General features: G+C 35.6%; 23 protein-coding genes and 1 other annotated feature. Of the genes, 16 read left to right on the forward strand and 7 right to left on the reverse strand.

Annotated elements, in window-relative coordinates:
* Positions 1 to 49: 49 nt before the first annotated feature.
* Positions 50 to 283 carry a hypothetical protein gene (locus JOC48_RS09845; protein ID WP_204499201.1) on the reverse strand — a complete coding sequence of 78 codons (234 nt, stop codon included), beginning with the start codon at positions 281 to 283 and terminating at the stop codon, positions 50 to 52.
* 180 nt (positions 284 to 463) lie between these two features.
* Here JOC48_RS09845 and JOC48_RS09850 point away from each other — a divergent pair, with 180 nt between their 5' ends.
* The 4 genes from JOC48_RS09850 to JOC48_RS09865 all read left to right on the forward strand — a co-directional run bounded on the left by JOC48_RS09850 (position 464) and on the right by JOC48_RS09865 (position 3,994).
* Positions 464 to 1,399, forward strand: a complete 936-nt coding sequence (locus tag JOC48_RS09850; protein ID WP_204499202.1) for a beta-ketoacyl-ACP synthase III — start codon at positions 464 to 466, stop codon at positions 1,397 to 1,399.
* A 78-nt stretch (positions 1,400 to 1,477) separates the two neighbouring features.
* Positions 1,478 to 2,716 carry a beta-ketoacyl-ACP synthase II gene (gene fabF, locus JOC48_RS09855; RefSeq protein WP_204499204.1) on the forward strand — a complete coding sequence of 413 codons (1,239 nt, stop codon included), beginning with the start codon at positions 1,478 to 1,480 and terminating at the stop codon, positions 2,714 to 2,716.
* Positions 2,717 to 2,900: 184 nt separating this feature from the next.
* Complete coding sequence (locus JOC48_RS09860) at positions 2,901 to 3,104, forward strand: YuzI family membrane protein (RefSeq protein WP_204499206.1); 204 nt, start codon at positions 2,901 to 2,903, stop codon at positions 3,102 to 3,104.
* A gap of 125 nt (positions 3,105 to 3,229) precedes the next feature.
* Positions 3,230 to 3,994, forward strand: coding sequence for a YjbA family protein (locus JOC48_RS09865; RefSeq protein ID WP_204499208.1), 765 nt, complete (start codon positions 3,230 to 3,232; stop codon positions 3,992 to 3,994).
* Between the two features lie 175 nt (positions 3,995 to 4,169).
* On the opposite strand, the gene trpS is transcribed toward JOC48_RS09865, so the two are convergent.
* Together trpS and JOC48_RS21770 are read right to left on the reverse strand one after the other, a co-directional pair.
* Positions 4,170 to 5,168, reverse strand: a complete 999-nt coding sequence (gene trpS / locus JOC48_RS09870; protein WP_204499211.1) for a tryptophan--tRNA ligase — start codon at positions 5,166 to 5,168, stop codon at positions 4,170 to 4,172.
* Positions 5,169 to 5,235: 67 nt separating this feature from the next.
* Positions 5,236 to 5,457 (reverse strand) — a binding site (T-box leader).
* Positions 5,458 to 5,561: 104 nt separating this feature from the next.
* Positions 5,562 to 5,930 (reverse strand): DUF3899 domain-containing protein, encoded by a 369-nt coding sequence (locus JOC48_RS21770; protein ID WP_420829216.1) that lies wholly within the window; start codon positions 5,928 to 5,930, stop codon positions 5,562 to 5,564.
* A 358-nt stretch (positions 5,931 to 6,288) separates the two neighbouring features.
* Between JOC48_RS21770 and JOC48_RS09880 the strand changes: the two genes are divergently transcribed.
* From JOC48_RS09880 to pepF, 11 genes are all read left to right on the forward strand, one after another.
* Positions 6,289 to 8,004, forward strand: coding sequence for a peptide ABC transporter substrate-binding protein (locus JOC48_RS09880; protein ID WP_204499215.1), 1,716 nt, complete (start codon positions 6,289 to 6,291; stop codon positions 8,002 to 8,004).
* A gap of 163 nt (positions 8,005 to 8,167) precedes the next feature.
* A complete protein-coding gene (gene opp3b / locus JOC48_RS09885) occupies positions 8,168 to 9,097 on the forward strand; it encodes an oligopeptide ABC transporter permease (protein ID WP_204499218.1) in 930 nt (309 codons plus the stop codon).
* Entirely contained in the window at positions 9,097 to 10,242 is a 1,146-nt protein-coding gene (gene opp3C / locus JOC48_RS09890) for an oligopeptide ABC transporter permease (RefSeq protein WP_204499220.1), read from the forward strand. The genes opp3b and opp3C overlap by 1 nt, the downstream gene beginning before the upstream one ends.
* 14 nt (positions 10,243 to 10,256) lie before the next feature.
* Positions 10,257 to 11,324: an ABC transporter ATP-binding protein gene (locus tag JOC48_RS09895; RefSeq protein WP_204499222.1), complete on the forward strand. Its 1,068-nt coding sequence runs from the start codon at positions 10,257 to 10,259 to the stop codon at positions 11,322 to 11,324.
* Complete coding sequence (locus JOC48_RS09900; protein WP_204499225.1) at positions 11,321 to 12,247, forward strand: ABC transporter ATP-binding protein; 927 nt, start codon at positions 11,321 to 11,323, stop codon at positions 12,245 to 12,247. Before JOC48_RS09895 ends, JOC48_RS09900 begins: the two co-directional genes overlap by 4 nt.
* 137 nt (positions 12,248 to 12,384) lie before the next feature.
* Entirely contained in the window at positions 12,385 to 13,656 is a 1,272-nt protein-coding gene (locus JOC48_RS09905; RefSeq protein ID WP_239584290.1) for a putative glycoside hydrolase, read from the forward strand.
* Positions 13,657 to 13,840: 184 nt separating this feature from the next.
* A complete protein-coding gene (locus JOC48_RS09910) occupies positions 13,841 to 14,425 on the forward strand; it encodes a GNAT family N-acetyltransferase (protein ID WP_204499227.1) in 585 nt (194 codons plus the stop codon).
* Between the two features lie 420 nt (positions 14,426 to 14,845).
* Positions 14,846 to 15,241, forward strand: coding sequence for a transcriptional regulator SpxA (spxA, locus tag JOC48_RS09915; RefSeq protein ID WP_204499228.1), 396 nt, complete (start codon positions 14,846 to 14,848; stop codon positions 15,239 to 15,241).
* Positions 15,242 to 15,577: 336 nt separating this feature from the next.
* Positions 15,578 to 16,258: an adaptor protein MecA gene (gene mecA, locus JOC48_RS09920; RefSeq protein ID WP_204499229.1), complete on the forward strand. Its 681-nt coding sequence runs from the start codon at positions 15,578 to 15,580 to the stop codon at positions 16,256 to 16,258.
* Positions 16,259 to 16,372: 114 nt separating this feature from the next.
* Positions 16,373 to 17,548, forward strand: a complete 1,176-nt coding sequence (locus JOC48_RS09925; protein ID WP_204499230.1) for a competence protein CoiA — start codon at positions 16,373 to 16,375, stop codon at positions 17,546 to 17,548.
* A 96-nt stretch (positions 17,549 to 17,644) separates the two neighbouring features.
* Entirely contained in the window at positions 17,645 to 19,450 is a 1,806-nt protein-coding gene (gene pepF / locus JOC48_RS09930; protein ID WP_420829217.1) for an oligoendopeptidase F, read from the forward strand.
* Between the two features lie 119 nt (positions 19,451 to 19,569).
* Here pepF and JOC48_RS09935 read toward each other — a convergent pair whose 3' ends face one another.
* From JOC48_RS09935 to JOC48_RS09950, 4 genes are all read right to left on the reverse strand, one after another.
* Entirely contained in the window at positions 19,570 to 19,746 is a 177-nt protein-coding gene (locus JOC48_RS09935; RefSeq protein WP_204499233.1) for a hypothetical protein, read from the reverse strand.
* Positions 19,747 to 20,106: 360 nt separating this feature from the next.
* Positions 20,107 to 21,006, reverse strand: coding sequence for a DsbA family protein (locus JOC48_RS09940; RefSeq protein ID WP_204499236.1), 900 nt, complete (start codon positions 21,004 to 21,006; stop codon positions 20,107 to 20,109).
* Positions 21,003 to 21,422: a globin domain-containing protein gene (locus JOC48_RS09945; protein ID WP_420829218.1), complete on the reverse strand. Its 420-nt coding sequence runs from the start codon at positions 21,420 to 21,422 to the stop codon at positions 21,003 to 21,005. Before JOC48_RS09945 ends, JOC48_RS09940 begins: the two co-directional genes overlap by 4 nt.
* Before the next feature lie 206 nt (positions 21,423 to 21,628).
* Positions 21,629 to 22,198, reverse strand: coding sequence for a CYTH domain-containing protein (locus JOC48_RS09950; protein ID WP_204499238.1), 570 nt, complete (start codon positions 22,196 to 22,198; stop codon positions 21,629 to 21,631).
* 225 nt (positions 22,199 to 22,423) lie between these two features.
* Between JOC48_RS09950 and yjbM the strand changes: the two genes are divergently transcribed.
* The gene (gene yjbM, locus JOC48_RS09955) at positions 22,424 to 23,056 is read left to right on the forward strand and encodes a GTP diphosphokinase (protein ID WP_338024271.1); all 633 of its coding nucleotides are present in this window, start codon (positions 22,424 to 22,426) and stop codon (positions 23,054 to 23,056) included.
* The last annotated feature ends 11 nt before the right edge of the window (positions 23,057 to 23,067 follow it).

A 23,067-nucleotide genomic window follows, 5' to 3' on the forward strand; every position in this document is an offset into this window, starting at 1 on the left:
ATACGGGGATTTCAATAAATTGGTATAGAAAAACGGACCTGTTCAAACATTAAGATTTGAATTTCTTTATCGCATTTTTTATCCCTTTCATATATGGTGATAATTGCTTATACGTTTCAGCAACAGTTTGAGCTGTGCCAAACAAGTCGAATTCTTCTTCAATATTCGTAGAACGGTTTGAATCTTTTTCTGAACTCCTAGGTGTTTGGTTGTTTCCCCTTGGTCCAAGCATCATTTGATCAAACGGATGTAAACGTTCTTGATTTTCTTTTTTTGATGACATAGCAATACACCTCCTTGTTTTTATTGTATTTTTAAAAATCATGGTAGGGAAAGGCTATTGCCATTATATTTAAGACATTTTATTCCTCACTTGATTCTATTTGATAAATCCATTAAAATTAGTACCAAGTCTTAATAATTGATATAAATTATAGTGAAACACCCTGAGAGGATGAGATAAATGAATGCAGGTATTATTGGCACTGGACACTATGTTCCTGACAAAATTGTAACGAATGCGGATCTTGAAAAAATAGTCGATACGAACGATGAGTGGATCCGTACAAGAACAGGGATAGAAGAGAGAAGAATTGCAGATGAATCAATAAATACCTCTGATATGGCTTTTTTAGCAGCGAAAAATGCATTAGAGGACGCAAACTTAAATGCAGAGGACCTTGATTTAATCCTGGTAGCAACAGTCACTCCTGACACTTCTTTTCCAAGTGTGGCATGTATGATTCAAGATCAGTTAGGGGCAACCAATGCTGCTGCGATGGATATAAGTGCAGCATGTTCAGGTTTTATGTATGGGGTTATTACTGCACAACAATTCATCCAAACAGGTGCTTATAAAAACATTCTTGTTGTAGGTGCTGAGAAATTATCTAAAGTAACGGACTGGTCCGATCGAAACACTTGCGTTTTGTTTGGGGATGGAGCAGGCGCAGCAATTATTGGACCAGTAAGTGAAGGGAAAGGAATTCTATCCTTTGAACTTGGTTCAGATGGCAGTGGAGGAAAATATTTATTACAGGACAAAGAATATATTAGTATGAATGGTAGAGAAGTATTCAAATTTGCGGTAAGACAAATGCCAGAATCATCGGTTCATGTAGTGGAAAAGGCAGGATATAATCGAGAAGATGTTGACTACTTAATTCCGCACCAGGCGAATATTCGAATTATGGAAGCAGCACGTGAAAGATTAGGTATTTCTAAAGAAAAAATGGCAACGTCTGTAAAGAAATATGGAAATACTTCAGCCGCTTCAATACCAATTGCTTTATCTGAAGATGTAAAAAACGGTAAAATAAAAGATAATGATTTAGTTGTGTTAGTCGGATTTGGTGGAGGATTAACATGGGGAGCTGTAGCACTCCGATGGGGAAAGTAGTTACTTAAAAAAATAGTATTGGCGGTAAGCCATGTTTGAAGAAAACAATTGTTGTTTAACGATAAGGAGGTTTACCTTATGGAAAAAAGACGTGTAGTTATCACTGGATTAGGAGCTGTTACTCCAATCGGAAACACGATTGAAGAACTGTGGAAGAATCTAGTGGAAGGTAATTCAGGAATTGACTATGTAACAAAAGTAAATAAAGATGATTTTCCAGCTAAAGTTGCAGGTGAAATTAAGGATTGGGATCCAAGCCTTTATATAGATAAAAAAGAGGCAAAAAGAATGGATTTATTTACCCAATATGCTGTAGCAGCTGCAAAAATGGCGATTGATGATGCTGAACTTGATATAACAGAGGACGTTGCACCACGTGTCGGTGTCTGGGTTGGTTCAGGAATTGGCGGTATGGCAACCTATGAAGAACAATTCCATAAATTTCTTGGGAAAGGCTATCGTAGAGTAAGTCCGTTCTTTGTTCCAATGCTAATTCCTGATATGGCAGCTGGTCAAATTTCAATCCAATTTGGTGCAAAAGGGATAAACAACTGTTCCGTAACTGCCTGTGCCTCTGGTGCAAATTCTATTGGTGATGCATTCAAAGTCATCCAACGCGGTGATGCAGATATAATGATTACTGGCGGAGCCGAGGCACCGTTAACCAATATGGCATTTGCAGGCTTTTCAAGTGCCAGAGCACTTTCATTTAACGATGATCCAAAAACAGCTAGTCGCCCATTTGATAAAAACCGGGATGGTTTTGTGATGGGAGAAGGGTCTGGAATCCTTATTTTAGAAACGTTAGAATCTGCACAAAAAAGAGGTGCAACCATATATGCGGAGATAGCTGGATACGGTTCAGCAGGGGACGCATATCATATAACATCACCAGCACCAGAGGGAGAAGGTGCTGCAAGAGCAATGACTCAAGCAATCGAGGATGCAGGTGTTAACGGTGATGAGATTGAATACATCAACGCCCATGGTACAAGTACGGAACTAAATGATTCCTTTGAAACAATGGCGATAAAACAAGTATTTGGCAATCATGCTAATCAATTAGCAGTATCATCAACTAAGTCTATGACAGGACACTTACTTGGTGCTGCTGGTGCTGTTGAGGCTATCGCTTGTATTAAGGCACTAGGAGATAATATATTACCTCCTACTATAAATTATGAGACACCAGATCCAGATTGTGATCTGGACTACGTTCCTAACAAAGCGAAAAACAAAGATATAAATGTTACCTTAAGTAACTCACTAGGCTTTGGTGGACATAACGTATCTCTAATATTTAAAAAATATAAATAATCACAGAAAAGGCTGTCCAAAAAGTAAAAACTTTTTGGACAGCCTCTTTTTTATGAATGAGAAGAGGGGTCAGACCCCTTGCTCATTATTGCACATGAAAGGGAATTAATTCATAGACATGTTCGTTCTATCTCTATCATATAGTTATAGTAATAAAATTTGGACAGGCAGGGGAGATAGAGTTGTGTTCTATTTTTTACTATTTTTAGTAGGGTTTGGGTTAACAGTTGCAGGAGGAGTTTCTATTATTATTTACTTGAATTTCGTTCCTGCTGGTTTGTCCTTTTATGACTATTTCATTTTCCTTAAAGGCAGAATTGAGTGTTATTTTTTCGTAATTGGAATCATTTTAATGATTATAGCCATTCAGAAATTACCTGTAAAATAATAGAAAACAAAGAATAAATTTTCATAAATTGGTGATAATGTATCCTAAAGAAGTGATTAAAAGTACTTTTTAAAAGTAACTTTTAAACACGGAAGATTCAAACTAATAAAGCGAGGGTTCGATACATGTTGTATTTACACGATGTATGGGTCAACTGGTTTGAAGGCGAAGAGAATGGATATAATGTTTGTCATTTTCATGAATGGAGAAAAGAAGATGGAATTGAATTACTAGACCAAGTACCAATTCTGTACATAGAGGATGTACTGTACCACTACATTGAAAATGATTTACAGGATTTACCTAGGCCCTTGTTAGACAGTATTTATAAACGAGCCTATTTAAGAAAAAATCAAGAAAGAATATCATTAGAATATGCTAGTATTGTTACGAATGGAAAATCTGTTTTAGTATTTGATACGATGGGATATCATTTGCCAGTACGTAAAAGTCGATTAATACCGAGACAAGAAAGATTAGTATTTGAAATGATTGAAGGCTCTAGTCCACAAGAATACTCTTTTCCAGAAAATCATCAAGACAAAGAATATCATATTTTGTCCTTACCGCCGGACTCCATGTTAGGACTAACAAGAAAAGAACGGCAGCTAAAGCAATTACTAATGATGGCTATTGATCAACTAGAAGGAACTAAAAACATTGAAGAAGTTAGGTACTGGTTAACGGAATGGGATCCTGATCGTTATTCAGAAATCAGACAAATGGATTTTGGAGAAGCATGGGAAGCACTGTACTATGGTGTGATAGATGGTTGGAGTAAGTCGCATGAAGATTTATGTGGAAAACTAATAAAAGGTCAACCATTTTTTGAAAAAATGTGGGAGCTAGAACAAGACAGTGAACAAAACACATACAAAAGAATGCTATAGCTAAAAACGTCCCTCCTTAAGATGAATGAGGGACGTTTGTTGTGTTGGGATTTAGTACCATAAAAATTTAGTATTACTCCAGCAGGAGATGAACTGGATAGAATGGAAAATATTAAAATCAAGAAGTGAACAGGAATTGCTAGTCCTTTAAATTCTCAACTCTAGAGAGCTCTCCTTACTTCTTTTTCTTTTTTACTCTACCAAGCCCCATTGCCTTTTTGGCTTTCGTGAGCATTTTATTTGCGGCGAAACTCGCTTTTTCAGCACCATTATCTAAGATATCATCTAACTCTTTGGAGTTGATTAATTCCTCATAACGCTCCTGGATTGGTTTTAATGCTTCAATGACTGCGTTCGCTGTATCTTGTTTAAATTCGCCATATCCTTTTCCTTCATATCTCTGCTCCAGTTGTTCAATTGTTTCCCCTGTACAACTCGCGTGAATAGTCATCAAATTGCTAATTCCAGGTTTGTTCTCTTTATCAAACTTGATAATTCCTTCTGAATCTGTAACTGCGCTCTTTATTTTCTTTTCAATTTTTTTCTCGTCATCGAGCATGAAAATAGATGATTTTTGGTTCTCGTCTGACTTACTCATTTTTTTCGTGGGCTCTTGAAGAGACATAATCCTTGCTCCAACCTTCGGAATACTTATTTCCGGAACTGTGAAAATGTCATTAAATTTATTATTAAAGCGTTGTGCAAGGTTACGTGTTAATTCAAGGTGCTGCTTTTGATCATCCCCTACAGGAACGATGTCTGTTTTGTAGAGTAGTATGTCAGCTGCCATCAGTGGTGGATAAGTAAGTAAAGACGAAGATACCGCTTCTTTTCCGTCTGATTTATCTTTAAACTGAGTCATTCGCTCTAATTCTCCAATGTAACTAATCGATTGCATCATCCATCCTAGCTGCGTATGCGCAGGAACTTCTGATTGAATAAATAACGTTGATTTTTCAGGGTCAATTCCTGATGCAAGGTATAAAGCTGCCAATGAGCGGATATTTTCCCTTAGTTTAAGTCGATCTTGTGGAACGGTAATCGCGTGCTCATCAACGATACAGAAATAACAGTTATGATCATGTTGTAAACTAACGAAATGTTTCATTGCGCCTAGATAATTACCGATTGTTAACGTTCCGCTTGGTTGAATACCTGAAAAAATAGTCTTCATTTTTATCACCTCAAAAATATTGATAATCGCAAAAATTGCATAAAAAAAAGCGATTCTACCCCATAGAAAAAGGGACGATTGAACCGCGGTGCCACCCTTTGTTATCTCTATGACAGAGATCACTTTATTGCCAAGAAGGCTCAGTTAACGCCTGATTACGGAGGGCTTCTCTTAATACCCCTCTGCTCCAAAGCCCCAATTTCCACACTTCCTTAGTATCTGTTTTCACCAACCACAGACTCTCTTAAAACTAGATGGAAGCGGTACTTTGCTTTTTCATTACATACTATTTAGATTTGTTGTAATGGATTATATATAAAAAAAGGCTACATTGCAAGGTAACGATTAAGTTAATAGATGGAATAACTCCAGAATGGAAAGATAGTTGTTACTTTACAAGTAATAAACACATAATAAAAAAAACATTATTATTGTTAAAGAGAGACCTTGAAAAAGGATTTTTCGCATGAAAAAGTTACTGATCCTTTCTGAAGGTGCTGATTTATCTTCCCAGTCAACGGAAATAGTTCTTTTAAAACTAACGCTTACTTTTCTAAACCCGTAGGCTAAACCATCAAAAAAACGACCTTTTATGATAAACAATAGTAACCAAGCACCTAGATAAATCAAGCCAAAGTAAAACAATATATTAATGTAGTCTACAAGTTCAAAGTCACTTGTAGTAAGTACAAAAATAAATAGAGAACATAATAGGTGGAAAAATAATAGAACCCAATTATTTAATACTTTCAAAACAAACACAACCCTAACTATAAGATGAAAACTATTATAGCATAGGATAAACTTTTGCTTGAATTATTCCAAAAGTTAGAGAACATCTTTGAAATTTGTCGAGTCAAATCTAATTTATTATTATTCTTGAAACTTTGATACATAATTCGGCAAATATCTGCTTATTCTACAAATAGTTGACAAAAACTTACGAATTGATATAGGTAAAATTCCCTGTTTTATGTAATGAGTACTTAATGTTTATACGAATGTTAATATTTTATGTAAAAATTTTAATGCAAAATTTTGAAAAAAATTGTATAATTCACTTTGTAGGTGGAAACATCTGCAAAAAAATTCAGAAAATTTTTGGGGAGGTCATTACTTTATGAGAAAGGCAAATTGGCTTTTATTAGTACTAGCCTTAGTACTAAGTATGTTCTTAGCTGCTTGTGCTGGCGGTGACGATACAACAGAAGAAGATCCAGGCACAGACGCAGACACAGAAGAAACAGAAGATACTGGAGACGATGCAGAAGGTGATGCTGCAGGTACAGAACAAGTACTTAACATTTTGGAAGCTTCACAGATTCCAACAATGGATTCATCACACGCAACTGACGCGGTTGCATTCCAGTTCCTAGGTGAATCTATGGAAGGGCTTTATCGCCTAGACGAAAATGCTCAACCAACTCCTGCTATCGCTGCTGGTGATCCAGAAGTAAGTGAAGATGGTCTTACTTGGACTATTCAATTACGTGATGATGCTGTTTGGTCTAATGGTGACCCTGTAACAGCTCATGATTTCGTATTTGCATGGAGACGTGCGGTTAATCCTGATACTGGATCTGAGTATGGTCCATTCATGATGAACGGAGTAATTAAGAACGCTGAAGCTATCAACAATGGCGATGTTCCAGTTGAAGAGCTAGGTGTTGAAGCAACAAGCGATACTGAATTAGTAATTACACTTGAAAAAGCAGTACCATATTTCCACGGTCTATTAACTTTTGGTACGTTCTTGCCACTTAACGAAGATTTCGTAACAGAGCAAGGTGACGACTATGCCTTAAGTTCTGATAACCTTATTTTCAACGGACCATTCTTACTTAAAGATTGGAATCCAACTGGTGAGAATCCTGATCAATGGAAGCTAGTTAAAAACCCAGACTACTGGGATGCAGATGCTGTAACGTTAGAAGAAATTAATGTCAGTGTTGTGAAAGAAACAAGTACTGCAGTTAACTTATATACTACAGGTGATGTTGATCGTGCTGGCTTAACGGCGGAATATGTTGAGCAATATGCTGGTACGGATGAATTCCGTACATTACCTGAACCGGTTCTTTTCTACCTGAAAATGAACCAAGCAAACGAAGCACTAGCTAACCAAGATATCCGTAAAGCTATTGCGATGTCTATTGGAAAGCAAGACCTTGTAGATGTAATTCTTGCAAACGGGTCGGTAGTATCTACTGGTGCTGTTCCACAAAACTTCACTGCTCATCCAGAAACTGGAGAAGATTTCCGTGAAATTAACGGAGACCTAATTGTTGAGGATAAAGCAAAAGCACAAGAGCACTGGCAAGCAGGTTTAGAAGCACTAGGTGTTGATTCAGTTAATTTGAGATACCTTGGTGGTGACAGTGAAGTAGCTACAGAAATGGATGCTTACATTAAGAATCAATTAGAAAGTAACCTTGAAGGTTTAACAGTTGACATCTCTTCTGTACCATTTGAAGAGCGTATTGCTAGAGATGAAGCTTCTGATTATGATATTCAAAACGCTGGTTGGGGTCCTGACTACTTAGATCCTAACACTTGGTTAGAAATGTGGACATCTACTAGTCCTTATATGACAATGAACTATAACAATGAAGAGTTTGACGCTCTTATCAGCGAAGCTAATAATGAACTGTTAACAGAACCTGTTGAGCGTTACGAAAACTTCCTTGAAGCAGAAAAAGTTATGATGGAAGATGCAGCTATTGCCCCATTATATCAACGCTCTCGTGCTTATCTATGGAGACCATCTGTAAAAGGAGTTATTTTCAATCCAATGGGTGCTGACTTCACTTACAAGCATGCATATATTGAGGAATAATTTCTCGGATAACACGAGCTTAGCAATATAGCTCATGGAAAGGAGAGTGTACTGCCGTAATTTGGCATATACTCTCTTTTTCCATTTGAGCATAATTTTCGAATAATTTGAAGATTCTTAAGAAGAGAGTTCATTGATTAATAGGAGGAATAGGAGGGTTTGAATGGCACGGTATATCATACAACGACTTGGCTATATGTTGATGACGTTGTTTTTAATTGCTTCATTTTCTTTTTTTCTAATGAAATTGCTACCAGGGTCTCCGTTGAAAATGGAAGAAAAGCTATCTGATGCTCAACTTGAGATCCTGTATGAAAAATATGGATTAAATGACCCTGTACCCATTCAATATTTAAGATATATAGGAAATCTTCTACAAGGAGATTTAGGTGTTTCCTTTCAATTAAGTAATCAGCCTGTAACGGATATTTTACTAAGTAGAATTCCAGTTTCAGCACATTTAGGACTACAAGCTCTAATCGTAGGAACGATTATTGGAATGCTGCTTGGAATCGTAGCGGCAATAAGAAATAATTCATGGATGGACTACTCAGCGAACATTATATCAGTAGTTGGTATTTCTATCCCATCTTTTATATTTGCTGGTCTATTACAGTATTACGTTGGTGTTAAGCTTGGATTATTGCCAATCGCTTTCTGGGGGACTTTTCCCCAAACAATTATGCCTACTATAGCATTAGCGATTTTCCCATTGGCTATATCAGCAAGGTTTATGAGAACGGAATTAATTGAAGTGATGGGATCAGATTATATTGTTACTGCTAGGGCGAAAGGCGTAACAAAAGCCGCAATATTATTTAAACATGGCTTGCGTAATGCATTAATCCCACTTGTTACGGTATTAGGCCCAATGGCAGTTAGTTTAATGACAGGAACATTAGTTATTGAGCAAATATTCTCTATTCCTGGAATTGGAGAACAATTCGTTACATCTGTTATGACAGATGACTTCTCAATCATTATGGGGACTACACTATTCTTTGCATTTTTCTTCATTCTTGTCATACTAATCATCGATATATTATACGGAATTATTGATCCGCGAATCCGACTCGCTGGAGGTAAGGAATAATGGATAAAGAAAAATTAAATAAAGATTTATTTGTCCCCGCAAATAGAAAAGAAGATACGAGTGAAGAAATACGAAGACCAAGTTTGTCCTATTGGCAGGATGCTTGGATACGTTTAAGAAAAAATAAGGGAGCTATTTTCGGCATAATCGTTCTATTCATGATTGCAGTCCTTTCTTTCGCTGGACCACATATTAATAAATATGGTCTTGATGACCAAGACCTTGGTTTGTCTAAAATGCCTCCTCGTGTACAAGGTTTAGAAAATATTGATTGGTTACGGTTAAATGGAACAAAATCTGCTGATTTAACAGCGGCAACTGTTGAGGAAGCTCAGGAAAAAGCATTAGCTCGTTTTACACAAACAGATTTTGAATACATTACTTTCGATGTAAAGAACGAAGGAAATGGACAAGAAGATTCTGCAAGGGTAATTGCATATTTTTATATTTACGATGCAAAAGCTGTTGATGAGTACTTTTGGTTCGGTACAGATACACTAGGTCGTGATTTATTTACGCGTGTATGGTACGGTACGCAAATATCTATGCTAATCGCGTTTATTGCTGCAATTATTGACATGGTTATTGGAGTTGCCTATGGTGGTATTTCTGCTTATTACGGTGGGCGTGTAGATAATGTCATGCAACGTATTATTGAAATATTAGTTGGTATTCCCAATCTTGTTATTGTTATTCTAATGATTATGATTTTGGACCCTGGTATCATATCTATTATCATTGCCTTAACCATTACCGGTTGGGTTGGAATGGCAAGGATTGTTCGTGGTCAAGTATTGAAGTTAAAAAATCAAGAGTTTGTACTTGCTTCGCGCACATTAGGTTCGTCCAATACGCGAATTTTGGCGAAACATCTCATTCCAAATACATTGGGTATGATTATTATTAATACAATGTTTACCATTCCATCTGCAATCTTTTTTGAGGCGTTTTTAAGCTTTATTGGACTAGGTTTACAACCTCCTGAAGCGTCATTAGGAACGTTGATTAATGATGGTTTTAAATCGCTTCAAATTAATCCGCATATTATGATCTTCCCGGCAATTGTTATGTCGTTAATCATGATTGGATTTAATATACTCGCTGATGGACTTCGGGATGCATTAGATCCGAAGATGCGTGAATAGGAGGAAGGTGCAACATGGAAAATATTTTAGAAGTAAATGATTTACACATTTCCTTCGACACCTATGGAGGAGAAGTTAAAGCGGTACGTGGTGTATCCTTCAATTTAAAAAAGGGTGAAACGTTAGCGATTGTTGGTGAATCAGGCTCTGGTAAGTCAGTAACTACAAGGGCTATCGCACGTCTTATTCCTAATCCTCCTGGTCGTATAAAAGAAGGCGAAATCTTATTTGAAGGAAAAGATCTAACTAAATTAAAAGAAAAACAAATGCAACAAATTCGTGGAAAAGAAATATCAACAATCTTTCAAGATCCGATGACTTCACTAAATCCAACCATGAAGATTGGTACACAAATTATGGAAGGGTTGATAAAACATCAAAAAATGAGTCGCAGTGAAGCGAAATCAAGAACAGTCGAACTTCTTGACTTAGTTGGACTACCCAACGCGAAAGAAAGAGTTGATCAGTATCCACACCAATTCTCAGGTGGGCAACGTCAGCGAGTTGTCATTGCGATTGCACTTGCTTGTAATCCTAAAATCTTAATTGCAGATGAACCAACAACCGCATTAGACGTTACAATCCAAGCGCAAATTCTGGAATTAATGAAGGACATTCAAAAGAAAACAGAAAGCTCCATCATTTTTATAACGCATGACCTTGGTGTAGTGGCTAATGTCGCAGATCGTGTTGCAGTTATGTATGCAGGGAAAATTGTAGAAATTGGAACGGTTGATGAAATTTTTTACAATCCTAAGCATCCATATACTTGGGGGTTAATAGGTTCTATGCCGACATTAGATAATACGGAAGAAAGTCTAGTTGCAATCCCAGGATCACCGCCAGATATGCTAAATCCACCAAAAGGTGATGCTTTTGCTCCAAGAAATGAATATGCTTTAGAAATTGACTTTGAAATGGATCCACCAATGTTCCAAGTATCTGATACGCATTATGCAGCAACTTGGTTATTGCATGAAAATGCTCCTAAGATAGAACCACCTGCCTCTGTAAAGCGGAGAATGAAGGGCATGGCTAGTGGCATGATTGCTAATAGTGATCAAGGAGGGGAGCAGTCATGAGTCAAAAGCTACTTGAAGTTAAAAACTTAAAGCAACATTTTAAAACGGGCCGACGTAGTGTGGTTAAGGCTGTTGATGGTATTTCCTTTGATATTTACAAAGGGGAAACATTTGGGTTAGTTGGTGAATCTGGATGCGGAAAATCAACTACTGGTCGTACGATTATTCGGTTATATGAAGCCACAGATGGCGATGTGATTTTTAATGGTATCAATGTTCATGATAAAAAATCAAAATCTCATTTGAAGGAATTTAACCAGAAGATGCAAATGATATTCCAAGATCCTTATGCATCGCTAAATCCGAGAATGACTGTTCTAGATATTATTGCTGAGGGGCTAGATGTTCACGGTTTAGTTAAAAATGAAAAAGAGCGTAAAAAAAGAGTAGAGGATTTACTTGAACAGGTTGGTTTAAATAAGGAACATGCGAATCGATATCCACATGAGTTTAGCGGCGGTCAAAGACAGAGAATCGGTATCGCCAGAGCACTAGCGGTAGATCCTGAGTTTATTATTGCGGACGAGCCTATCTCTGCTTTGGATGTATCCATTCAAGCACAAGTGGTTAACCTGCTAAAAGATTTACAAGAACAGTATGATTTAACTTATCTGTTTATTGCACATGATTTATCAATGGTTAAATATATCAGTGATCGTATTGGAGTTATGTATTTCGGGAAATTGGTGGAATTAGCTGACAGTGATGAATTATATAAAAACCCAGTTCATCCTTATACCAAATCTTTATTATCTGCTATTCCATTACCAGATCCTGATTACGAACGAACTCGTAATCGAATTGTGTACGATCCAAACCAGCACGACACAACGGAAGAGCCTGAATTACGAGAAATCAGTCCAAATCACTGGGTATTATGTACAACAAAAGAATTTGAAGCTTACAAGCAAGAATTAAAATAGTAACGAAAGCTACATGGATAACTATAAATCCCCCCTGCCGATTTTTGTGTAGGGGAAATTTTTTTGCACTAACGAAAAGGGGTCTGACCCCTGCAAAAAATTCCAAAAAAAACTTACAAAAATTCATACTATTAAGCATGATTCAATTATATAATAGAGGTAAATACAACATTGGGAGTTTGATTAGTAAAATGGGGGAAATTCGACAAAAACTTATTTACTTCACGCTTTTTCTTGTCCTGCTTTTTTTAATACCTGCTCAAATGGAAGCTGCCTCTGAAGATGAGGTAAAGATGGTGAAGATGCATGAATCAAGGATAACAAATCTGCAACCACTCATGGTACCCGAGAAGATTAGCAGGTTTTATTATGATTCAGGGTTAGAATTTACTTATCCAGATGCTGTGCGAGGAATTTATGTAACTGGTCCAGTAGCAGGAGGAAGTCGTTTTCAAGAAATACTTGATTTAGTAGAAAATACTGATTTGAATGCAATGGTTATAGATGTAAAAGAAGATAATGGTAACCTGACTTTTCGTCCCGAAGAGGGTTCTCCTTATGAGGAGTTTGCGCATAACTACATCTCTGAACCTAGAGAAATGCTAGAGCTGTTAGAAGAGAAGGGTATTTATCCAATTGCTAGAATTGTGGTCTTCAAGGATACTTTATTAGCCGAGAAACGTCCTGACCTTTCCTTTACGAAGGATGGTCAGGTGTGGAAAAATGGAAGACAGGAAGCATTTGTTAGTCCTTATCAAAAAGAGGTTTGGGAATATAATGTAGAAATTGCAAAGATGGCAGCAGAACTAGGCTTCCAGGATATTCAATTTGATTATGTAAGATTTCCAGAGGGGTTTGAAAAAAGGGACGAAATACTGACATATAGTGAAGGAGATTATGCAAATTCAGATTTAAACGGTATTAAAAAACGGGTGGAAGCCGTAACAGACTTTGTTAAATATGCAAAATCTGAATTAGAATATTATGATGTGGACGTTTCAGTTGATATATTTGGATATTCCGCGACAATTGAAGAAACACCAGGAATTGGGCAAAACTTCACTAAGATATCAGAAAACGTAGATGTTATATCATCTATGATTTATCCTAGTCATTGGACCGCATACTTTGGAATTGATTTCCCTGATAAAGAGCCTTATCGCTTAGTTACAGAGTATTCGAAAGTTGAAAATGAAGTATTGGGTAAATTAGAAAATCCACCTACTTCTAGACCGTGGATTCAAGATTTTGAGGCACCATGGTTATATACCGGACCTGCAACAGAGTATGGTATAGCGGAAGTAGAAGCACAAATTAAAGCATTAAATGAGAATGGAATTGAAGAATTTCTCATTTGGAATCCTGTAAATAGATATACACCTGGTGTTGATTACACACCATTAGATTAAAAAGTGAAGGCTCTTACCGACAAGGTGAGAGCCTTTTGTTCTGGTCAGGAAATTATTTGAGTGTGTACTTTTGAAAAAAATAGGATAATTAAGTAAGAATTCGGGAAAAGATAAGCATGAATTTAACATGTTTGGTATTTTCCGTTATAATAAAATAAGAAAACATAAACAAGGGAGTAGATCCATGAATTGGTATGAAAAATTAAATGAGTATTTTCCAATTGAAGAAATGAAGTCAAAAGAACATATGGAAATGCTATTAAAAGAAAAAGGTGATGTTTATCATAAGGATGAAGGTCCGCATCACGTATTAATGTATGCTGAGTTTGAATCGTTTATTTTTATAGATTATGTTTATGTATCGGCAAAATCGAGAGGCCAAGGATTAGGGCACAAGCTTATGGAAAAGTTGAAAGCTAAAAATAAACCAATTATTTTAGAAGTAGAACCATTTGATTATGAGGATACTGATTCAGAAAAAAGACTTCGTTTTTATCAACGTGAAGGGTTTATCCATGCACAGTCTATAGGCTATAACCGACGTTCTTTAGCTACAAACGAAAACAACCCAATGGAAATATTATACTGGACACCAGAAGATGAGGATGAAGAAACTATTTATAAGAAAATGAAGAAAATGTACGAGGACATTCATACTTATAAGGATGAACAATTATATGGAAAATCGTATCAGCCAGTTGATGAGGTTTTGACTTATGATGATGGGCGTGATGCGGATAATATTTTTGGAGGCATAAAAGAAAAATAAGTAACTTGTTCATTGCAAAGGGGAAACCTTATGGGAAAGCCCCTTTGCTCTACTAAGATTAAAAAGGAAAGGGTTTTCTTCATAAATTTTAATAAAAAAGGGTTTAATGTTAATGGGATAGGGGTAAGGTAATCAATAATGAAGCTACTTTATCACGGTGAATAATTGTCGGTGAGACAACTCCTTCAAAACTCAAAAGAAATGTAAATGGAGGAAGGAAGAAATTCTTACTGATATGACGTTTCACTTTCTAAAAATATGTCAATTATATTAAAAGTTTTTAGATACCCTATCCTTGTATTGACAAATGTAGTATACTTGTACATAGAAGAGTTGTTTAAAGTTATTTTAATTTAATAAATTCTTCAATGTCTATGAAATGATTATAAATTAAATTTGCATATTGAGGAGTGAAGTTCCATGGTAACACTTTATACCTCACCAAGTTGTACATCTTGCCGAAAAGCAAAAGCATGGTTAGAAGAGCACGATATCCCGTTTACAGAAAGAAATATTTTTTCTGATGCACTTACACTTGATGAAATTAAAGAGATATTGAGAATGACAGAAGATGGTACGGATGAGATTATATCTACAAGATCAAAAGTCTTTCAAAAGTTGGATATGAACTTAGATCAATTGCCATTGAAGGATCTGTTTAATTTGATTCAAGAAAACCCAGGGCTATTGCGTAGACCAATTATTCTTGATGAGAAACGACTTCAAGTTGGATATAATGAAGATGAAATTAGACGTTTCCTTCCTAGAACAGTTCGTACATTTCAATTGCGAGAAGCGCAACGAATGGTTAATTAAGTGTAACGCAGGTCTTTTACACAAGATCTGCGTTTTTCATTCATTTGACGTTTCTAGAAAAATTTATAAAATCCATGTTTTTCTAGACGAATATAGGATGACAAAAGTAGAAGAATAAGTTAAAATATATATTTAATATATACTCCTAATTTTATAAAAATAGCTTGTCTCACAACATCATTTTGTATGAAATTAGGCATTTATATTTTCAATTAGCCTTTTTTTATCATAAAATAGAAGTAAATGAATTACAATCATGATAAGGTGTAAGTAGGAGTAGAAAGCTAGGTGAAGTTATCCCTTCCACCTAATATCTTTAGAAGGGAGAGTTGTTAAATGGAAATAGAAAGAATAAATGAGAACACGGTGAAATTTTATATTTCCTATTTAGACATTGAAGACCGTGGATTTGATCGAGAAGAAATTTGGTATAATCGCGAGAAAAGTGAACAACTATTTTGGCAAGTAATGGACGAAGTGAATTACAATGAAGACGATTTTAATATAGATGGCCCACTATGGATTCAAGTTCAAGCGTTAGATAAAGGGTTAGAAATTGTTGTTACAAAAGCGCAAATTTCAAAGGATGGCCAGAATTTAGAGTTGCCAACGGAGAGTGGCAAAACGATTGATTTACCTGTTGATGAGAAAATTGAGTCCTTGTTAGATGAGAAGTTTGGAAATGAAGAAGAAATTGACGACGACATCATTGCTATGGAAGACTTATCTTTTATCATAAGCTTTTCAGATTTTGAGGATATCATTCAATTAAGTCACTATTTTCCATTAGTGGAAGGGCTGACAGATGGTTTATATCATTATGAAGATAAGTTCTTGCTTCTATTGCAATTCGATGACGAACAGTTAACGGATGAAGAACAAGAAGATGTATTAAGCCAAGTTCTTGAATTTGGTCAAGAATCAACCGTTACAATACACGTTCTTCAAGAATATGGTAAAGAGATTTTTGAAGATACAGCATTGTCACAAGTTAAACATCATTTTCCAATTGATTAGGAAGGCATTCGAGAGATCGAGTGTCTTTTTTTTGACTATCAAAAAATAATTAGGAATGAAGCAGGAATTTAGGGGATCCCAACGGAATTATAGTAGTTGGAGGTGATTATTACGATGCTTCAAGCATTAGACCAACAAGGAGAGCTACTACTTTTGTCCAAATTAAGTCATCAAGAGATTAACAAATATAAAAAGAATGGTCGCTTTTATTGTCCTGTTTGTAAGGAAAAAGTGATCCTTAAATCTGGAACAAAAGTTATTCCACATTTTTCACATAGACCAAATAGTACTTGCGCCAATCATAGTTCGGGAGAGGGGGAATATCATGAACGTGGAAAACTGCAACTATATGATTGGTTTATAAAACAAGGTATTGATGCCACATTGGAAACTTATCTCCCCGATATTAAACAACGCTCCGATATATTACTTCGAATAAATAAAAAAGTAATTGCTATCGAGTTTCAATGTGCTCGTATGACAGAAACGGAATTTTTGAAACGTAATAATGGTTATCACCAACAAAAGATAACACCGATATGGATTCTTGGAGGTACACGAATGAATCGAATCGGAAAATCCCAGGTATCTTTAGGGCATTATGAATTACTTTTCCAGCATCAATTTTCTGTAGGATTCCCCAGCACCATTTACTTTTACTGTTCCAATACAAAAAAATTATCTATTATTCAACATGTGCAATCTACAGGTAGAAAAAAAGCTTTTGCCTCTATTTCCTTTCATGAACTAGCTAGCTTACCATTTAAACGACTATTTTCACCAACTGCATTTCCTCTAGAATTATATACAAACTGGCTTCAAGAAAAACATCGATGGCGATTAAACCCTACCCTTTATCTATCTAAAAAAGAGAAAAACTGGAGAGATTGGTTATATGTAAATTTTCGTCTCTATCCTTGTTTTTTACCATCAATCATTCATTTACCAGTCCCTAGTCAATTTGCGATGAATAGTTCACCTTGGATCTGGCAAAGTATTTTGTATTTAGATGTGCTTCTGAAAAATGAAAAAGTGTCCTTGAAACAGTGTTATATTCGACTGAAAGATCACTTTTCCTCATCCTATTTTCCTCTGATAAAAGCTACAATCAACCCAATTCATGAGTACTTGGTGCTACTGGAAAAACTTCAATTTATAACATGTATAGAAGATTCCTACATGTTAATTAAAAAAGCAAATGTTCCTAACACGATAGAAACTGGAATAAAGGATGATAGGGAAATTATCGATAAAATCATTTGTACAAGCATTGGTACGAATGATTCATAAATGGATTCGATATACTAATAGTGAGTGAGTAAAAAAGGATTTTTCTATTGTTTAGAGAAGTATCTATATGAAATGGCTAAAAAGGAGGATTTTATTTTGGCAAAAGAATTACAAACGAGGGATCAAGTTCCTGTTGAGAGAACTTGGAAATTGGAAGATATTTTTAAGACAGATGAGGAATGGGTGAAAGAGTTAGAGGATCTAAAAAAAGAGATACCTAATTTCAAAAAATTTCAGGGCAAGCTAGATGAATCTGCTGACACATTGTATGAGCTTTTATCTTTACAGGACGAAGTTTCCGAGAGGATAGGAAAGTTATATACATACGCTCACATGAGATATGATCAGGATACAACGAATTCGCATTATCAAGAATTAAATAGTAAAGCAGAAAATTTACTTACCAATGCATCAAGCACGATGAGTTTTATCGTTCCTGAAATTTTAGCAATTGATGAACAAAAGCTGGATTCTTTCTTGGAGGATAAAAAGGAATTACAGCTTTATAAGAAAGCATTAAATGAAATTACTAGGAAGCGTCCTCACATTCTTAGCCAACAAGAAGAAGAATTGCTTGCAGAAGCTTCTGAGGTTACTGAAAATGCATCACAAACTTTTGGGATGTTAAACAATGCGGATTTAACGTTCCCGAAAGTAAAAAATGAAGAAGGGGAAGAAATTGAATTAACACATGGTCGTTATATTAACTTTCTTGAGTCTGATGAGCAGCGCGTTCGTAGAGATGCATTTAAAGCAATGTATGACACCTTTGGTAAATTTAAAAACACATTTTCCTCTACGTTGTCAGGTGCTATTAAAAAAGATAACTTTTATGCGAAAATACGGAATTACGAAACAGCACGTCAATCCGCTCTAAATAACAACAATATTCCGGAAGAAGTATATGATAATCTGGTTGAGGCAGTGAATCAACGGTTACCACTTTTACAGCGTTATGTTGCTTTACGAAAAAGGGTATTACAGTTAGACGAACTGCATATGTACGACCTTTATACGCCGCTTGTTAAAAATGTGGATATGAAATTCACCTATGAAGAAGCACAGAAGCATCTCTTAAAAGGATTGGCTCCTTTAGGAGAAGATTATGTAAATAAGTTAAAAGAAGGTTTTGAGAATCGATGGGTAGATGTAGATGAAAATAAAGGAAAAAGAAGTGGTGCTTATTCATCTGGTGCATATGGAACAAACCCTTATATATTAATGAATTGGCAGGACAATATTAATAATTTATTTACTTTAGCACATGAATTTGGGCATTCGTTACACAGTTATTACACGAGAGAAAATCAGCCATTCCGCTATGGAAATTATTCGATTTTTGTTGCTGAAGTTGCATCGACCTGTAATGAGAATTTATTAAATGAATACATGGTGAACCAAACGACAGATGAAAAGGAAAAATTATACTTATTAAATCACTTCCTAGAAGGGTTTAGAGGGACTGTATTTAGACAAACGATGTTCGCAGAGTTTGAGCATGATATTCATATTCTTGCACAAGATGGTGAGGCGTTAACTGCAGACAAATTGACAGAACTGTATTATGAGTTAAACAAAAAATACTTTGGTGATGATTTAATCGTTGATGAGGAGATTGGATTAGAGTGGGCTAGAATCCCCCACTTTTATTACAATTACTATGTATATCAATACGCTACTGGTTACGCTGCAGCAACATCCTTAGCTTCACAAATATTGAAAGAGAAGGAACCTGCAGTTGAAAGGTATTTAAATTTCTTAAAAGCGGGAAACAGTGATTATCCAATTGAGGTGTTAAAGCATGCTGGGGTAGATATGACGGAAAAAGCTCCAATACTAGCTGCGCTCGATGTATTCGAAGAGAAGTTAAACGAAATGGAAAAGTTAATCGATAAAATATAATAGTAGAATAAAGGGTCAGACCCCAATGATAGTAGGGTCAGACCCTTTGTTGTATATAATTTCGGCATAAAGAATTCACTCAAACCCCCCGATAAGTCAAGGTTGTCTACAATATAGATTCATTTGAAGCCTTTAAACGAATTTCGATGAGAAAAAGAGAAAACCGTTAAGTAAATAGAGATGAACAACATTGGTAACGTGATAAACATAGGAATTAACCGCATCAATCCAAGAATGTTAAAGAAAAAGGCAACAACGGTGAGAGAAAGAAAGAAAATATGAGTAATGCTTGGCATCTCCATAACCTCCTCCAATCTATTGATGATCAAGCTATGGATAGTTTATGAAGGGTAGGGAGAAATTAGACGTGTGACATTTTTGTGAAAATATGAACAAAGTGGTTGCTTGATTGTATGGATAATTGCTATAGTAAGATTTGTGAGATGTAAAAACAAACAAAACCCCTTTGTTTGACTTGAAACTTTCTCCCATCCCCCTGTCTAGTAAATAGACAAGGAAAAGACGTATCTTCAATAGATGCGTCTTTTTTATAAGGAAGTATATATAATGTCTAGTCCGAACAATAGACCTTCACAGAAAGCAAAAGACTGCCTCAATCGCAAAAATTTTGAGACAGCCCTTTTCAACTTTAGACTTTATTTTCTTTGTGATAAATATTGCCAAAAGGATCCGTACTTTACTGGTACCTTTTCAACAATTTGCTTCAGCTGAAGTTTTTTCATTTCTTTTTCGGTTTTTTCAATGGACCAATCATAGACAACGGAAATTTCAGTGGTTCCAACGAAATCAAAGTAAGAAAGAAAATCTACCAGCTCAGGTTTTTTGGCTGGTGTTGGGTCTTTCTGTAGCATTTCTTTAATAACTTTTACATAAATATCATAGGGGTAGAGTCCAGAAAGCTTTAATCCTTCTTCTTCATTCTCATTGAAGTACACCATTGTTGGAATATATTCAACATCCATCTCTTTCGTCAGCTTTAAATCACATTGCAAAGCTTTTTTTGCAGAGGTTGAATATAAGTCATTTTTGAACTCGTCTATATCAAGTTTTGTATCAAACGCGCATTGTATCAATACGTCTTCCTTTGAGATGTCCCTTTTATTTAAGAAAACATATTCTTGTACTTTTCTTAAAAACTTTCTACCAGCCTTTTTCCCTTGAAGTTCTGCTGCTTTAACTGCAATCGAAGCAATCCAAGGAAAGGAAATCGGATTTTCTATCCAAATATCACCATCACAGCTCATACCAGTTCTGCTTGCCGTTTTTTCCCATATTTTTTTTAGTTGCTTTGGTTTATCAAATTTGTCTTTATTAAGAGTTGTTAGTTGTCCGCTTAAAATCGGGCGAATCGTAAAAAATCTGCCGTATTCGATGGAAAGCTTTTTTAAATAAGGCTCCAGTGACCAGCATTCAGGGCATAATGGATCGACAAAAACATATATCTCTAGTGGTTTTTTTAGTAAATCAAAATAGCCATACTGCGCCGCAGATTGAATTCTCTCGTTATTGGATGGCCCAGATGGATGAAAACTCACATCGATTCTCCTTTCTGGTCTTCAGGTGTATTCATCATATGCTGTGCAGTTAATGTTAGTCGATCAAACATGGCACTTCGGTAAGGTTCAGGTATGTTAACCTCATCAAGTGCAGCTTCCATACAAGCAAGCCATGCATCTTTCCGTTCTGGAGTAATGGGAAAGGGTAAGTGTCGTCGGCGTAACATAGGATGTCCGTGTTCTTCTATATATAATGGTGGCCCACCAAAAAATTGTGTTAAAAATTGCTTTTGTTTTCGTGCAGTTTCTGTTAAGTCATCTGGAAAAATTGGTTGTAATGCTGGATGAACATGAACTCGTTTATAAAAAGCATCAACTAGTTGGCTAATTGTATCGTGACCACCGATTGCTTCAAAAATTGTTCCAGGTTGATTCATTTTACCAATACCCTTCATTCTATTGGTGTTGTACAGTTATTTGTCATTATTTTAACAGTGTCTAGCTGATTTGGGCAACTCATCTGATTGCTTATAGGTTAGAATGGCTTGTAATCTGACATCAGTGTTGTAAAACAATGTTAACTAAAATCTTATAGAGGATGTTCAAAACTGCGCTACCTCGATCTTCTTGGTTCTAATTGGTCGGCTTTTTGAACACGCAATTATATAGTTGAATAAAATCGTTCAATTTTATTTGGTGCTTTACGTTTTGCTATTCTATTATTTACTAACAACTCTTGAAATATGTTTTCTCCATAGACTTTATCCTTTGCTTCTAGTTCAAGCTCATAGTCAACCTTACCATTATACGTACTGTAATCTAATACAACGACAGTATCTTTATAATAGGTCTCTAATCGATGCGTTGTTAAGGCGCCTCCATAGTGAAGTGTTGCAAAATCAATTCCAAGCTGATTTAATTGTTTTGCAACATGTGGTTTGGGAATAATTGATCCATCTAACCATGATTTTGCTTCTTCTTCCGTAAGTGGGTCGTGGGTTTCTAATAATCCTTCTTCATGTGGTTCTTTTAACGTTAATTGCCATAGGTTATTTTTTTCGCGAATCCGTAACGCTGCCCCTTTATTTTTCAGCTTAAAATCTTTTGTTTCAAAGTAATGATTCGTTTGCTTAATCGGCGTAACATTTTCTAGATTAAAGGTGGAGCGAAGTTGATCATATTCTTGTTTAGTTAGTAAGTTTTTAAATTCGATTTCTATTTCTTGAGCCAAAATAATCCCTCCATCTACTAAAGCTCTAATTCTATTCTGTAAAAATAATTTAAAAAATGCAAAGTATAACCTCTGAAGACAGAAAATTTAATGAATAGTGGTATGCTATTGTATGCTAGAAAGGGAATGATGGTTAGGTAGTTTTAAACAATAAATATAAGATTTTGTGATACAATTAAGATAAATGCATGTTTATTAGGATGAATATATAAGGTGGTGCATACTGTGAATTGGGAAGCTTTTTTGGCACCTTATGTTCAAGTTGTTGAGGAACTAAAGGTTAAACTAAAGGGAATGCGAGCACAATTTGAATACGAGTCGGAACATTCCCCGATTGAGTTTGTTACAGGCAGAGTAAAACCAGTTCCAAGTATATTAGAAAAAGCACTGAAGAAGAATATACCAATGGATAAAATAGAAAAAGAAGTTCAAGACATTGCCGGTGTACGGGTCGTTTGTCAATTCGTTGATGATATATACAAAATTGTGCAAATGTTAGAATCTAGAAATGATTTTAAAGTTGTTGAAGTAAAGGATTATATACAAGAGAAAAAGGATAGTGGATATCGTTCCTACCACATGATTATTGAATATCCAGTGGAAACAATTAGTGGTGAGAAAAAAATCATTGCGGAGATTCAGATTCGTACGTTAGCGATGAATTTTTGGGCAACCAATGAGCACTCCTTAAATTATAAATATGATGGTCAAATACCTGTCCATGTCAAGGCACGATTAAAAAACGCTGCAGAAGCCGCTTTTAAATTAGATGAAGAAATGTCTAAAATTAAAGATGAAGTTCAAGAGGCACAGCGCGTGTTTTACAAAAATAAAAGTAAAAATAAAAATAAACACTAGCGAGAATAGGG

This window comes from Aquibacillus albus (assembly GCF_016908325.1).
GTDB lineage: Bacteria > Bacillota > Bacilli > Bacillales > Amphibacillaceae > Aquibacillus_A > Aquibacillus_A albus.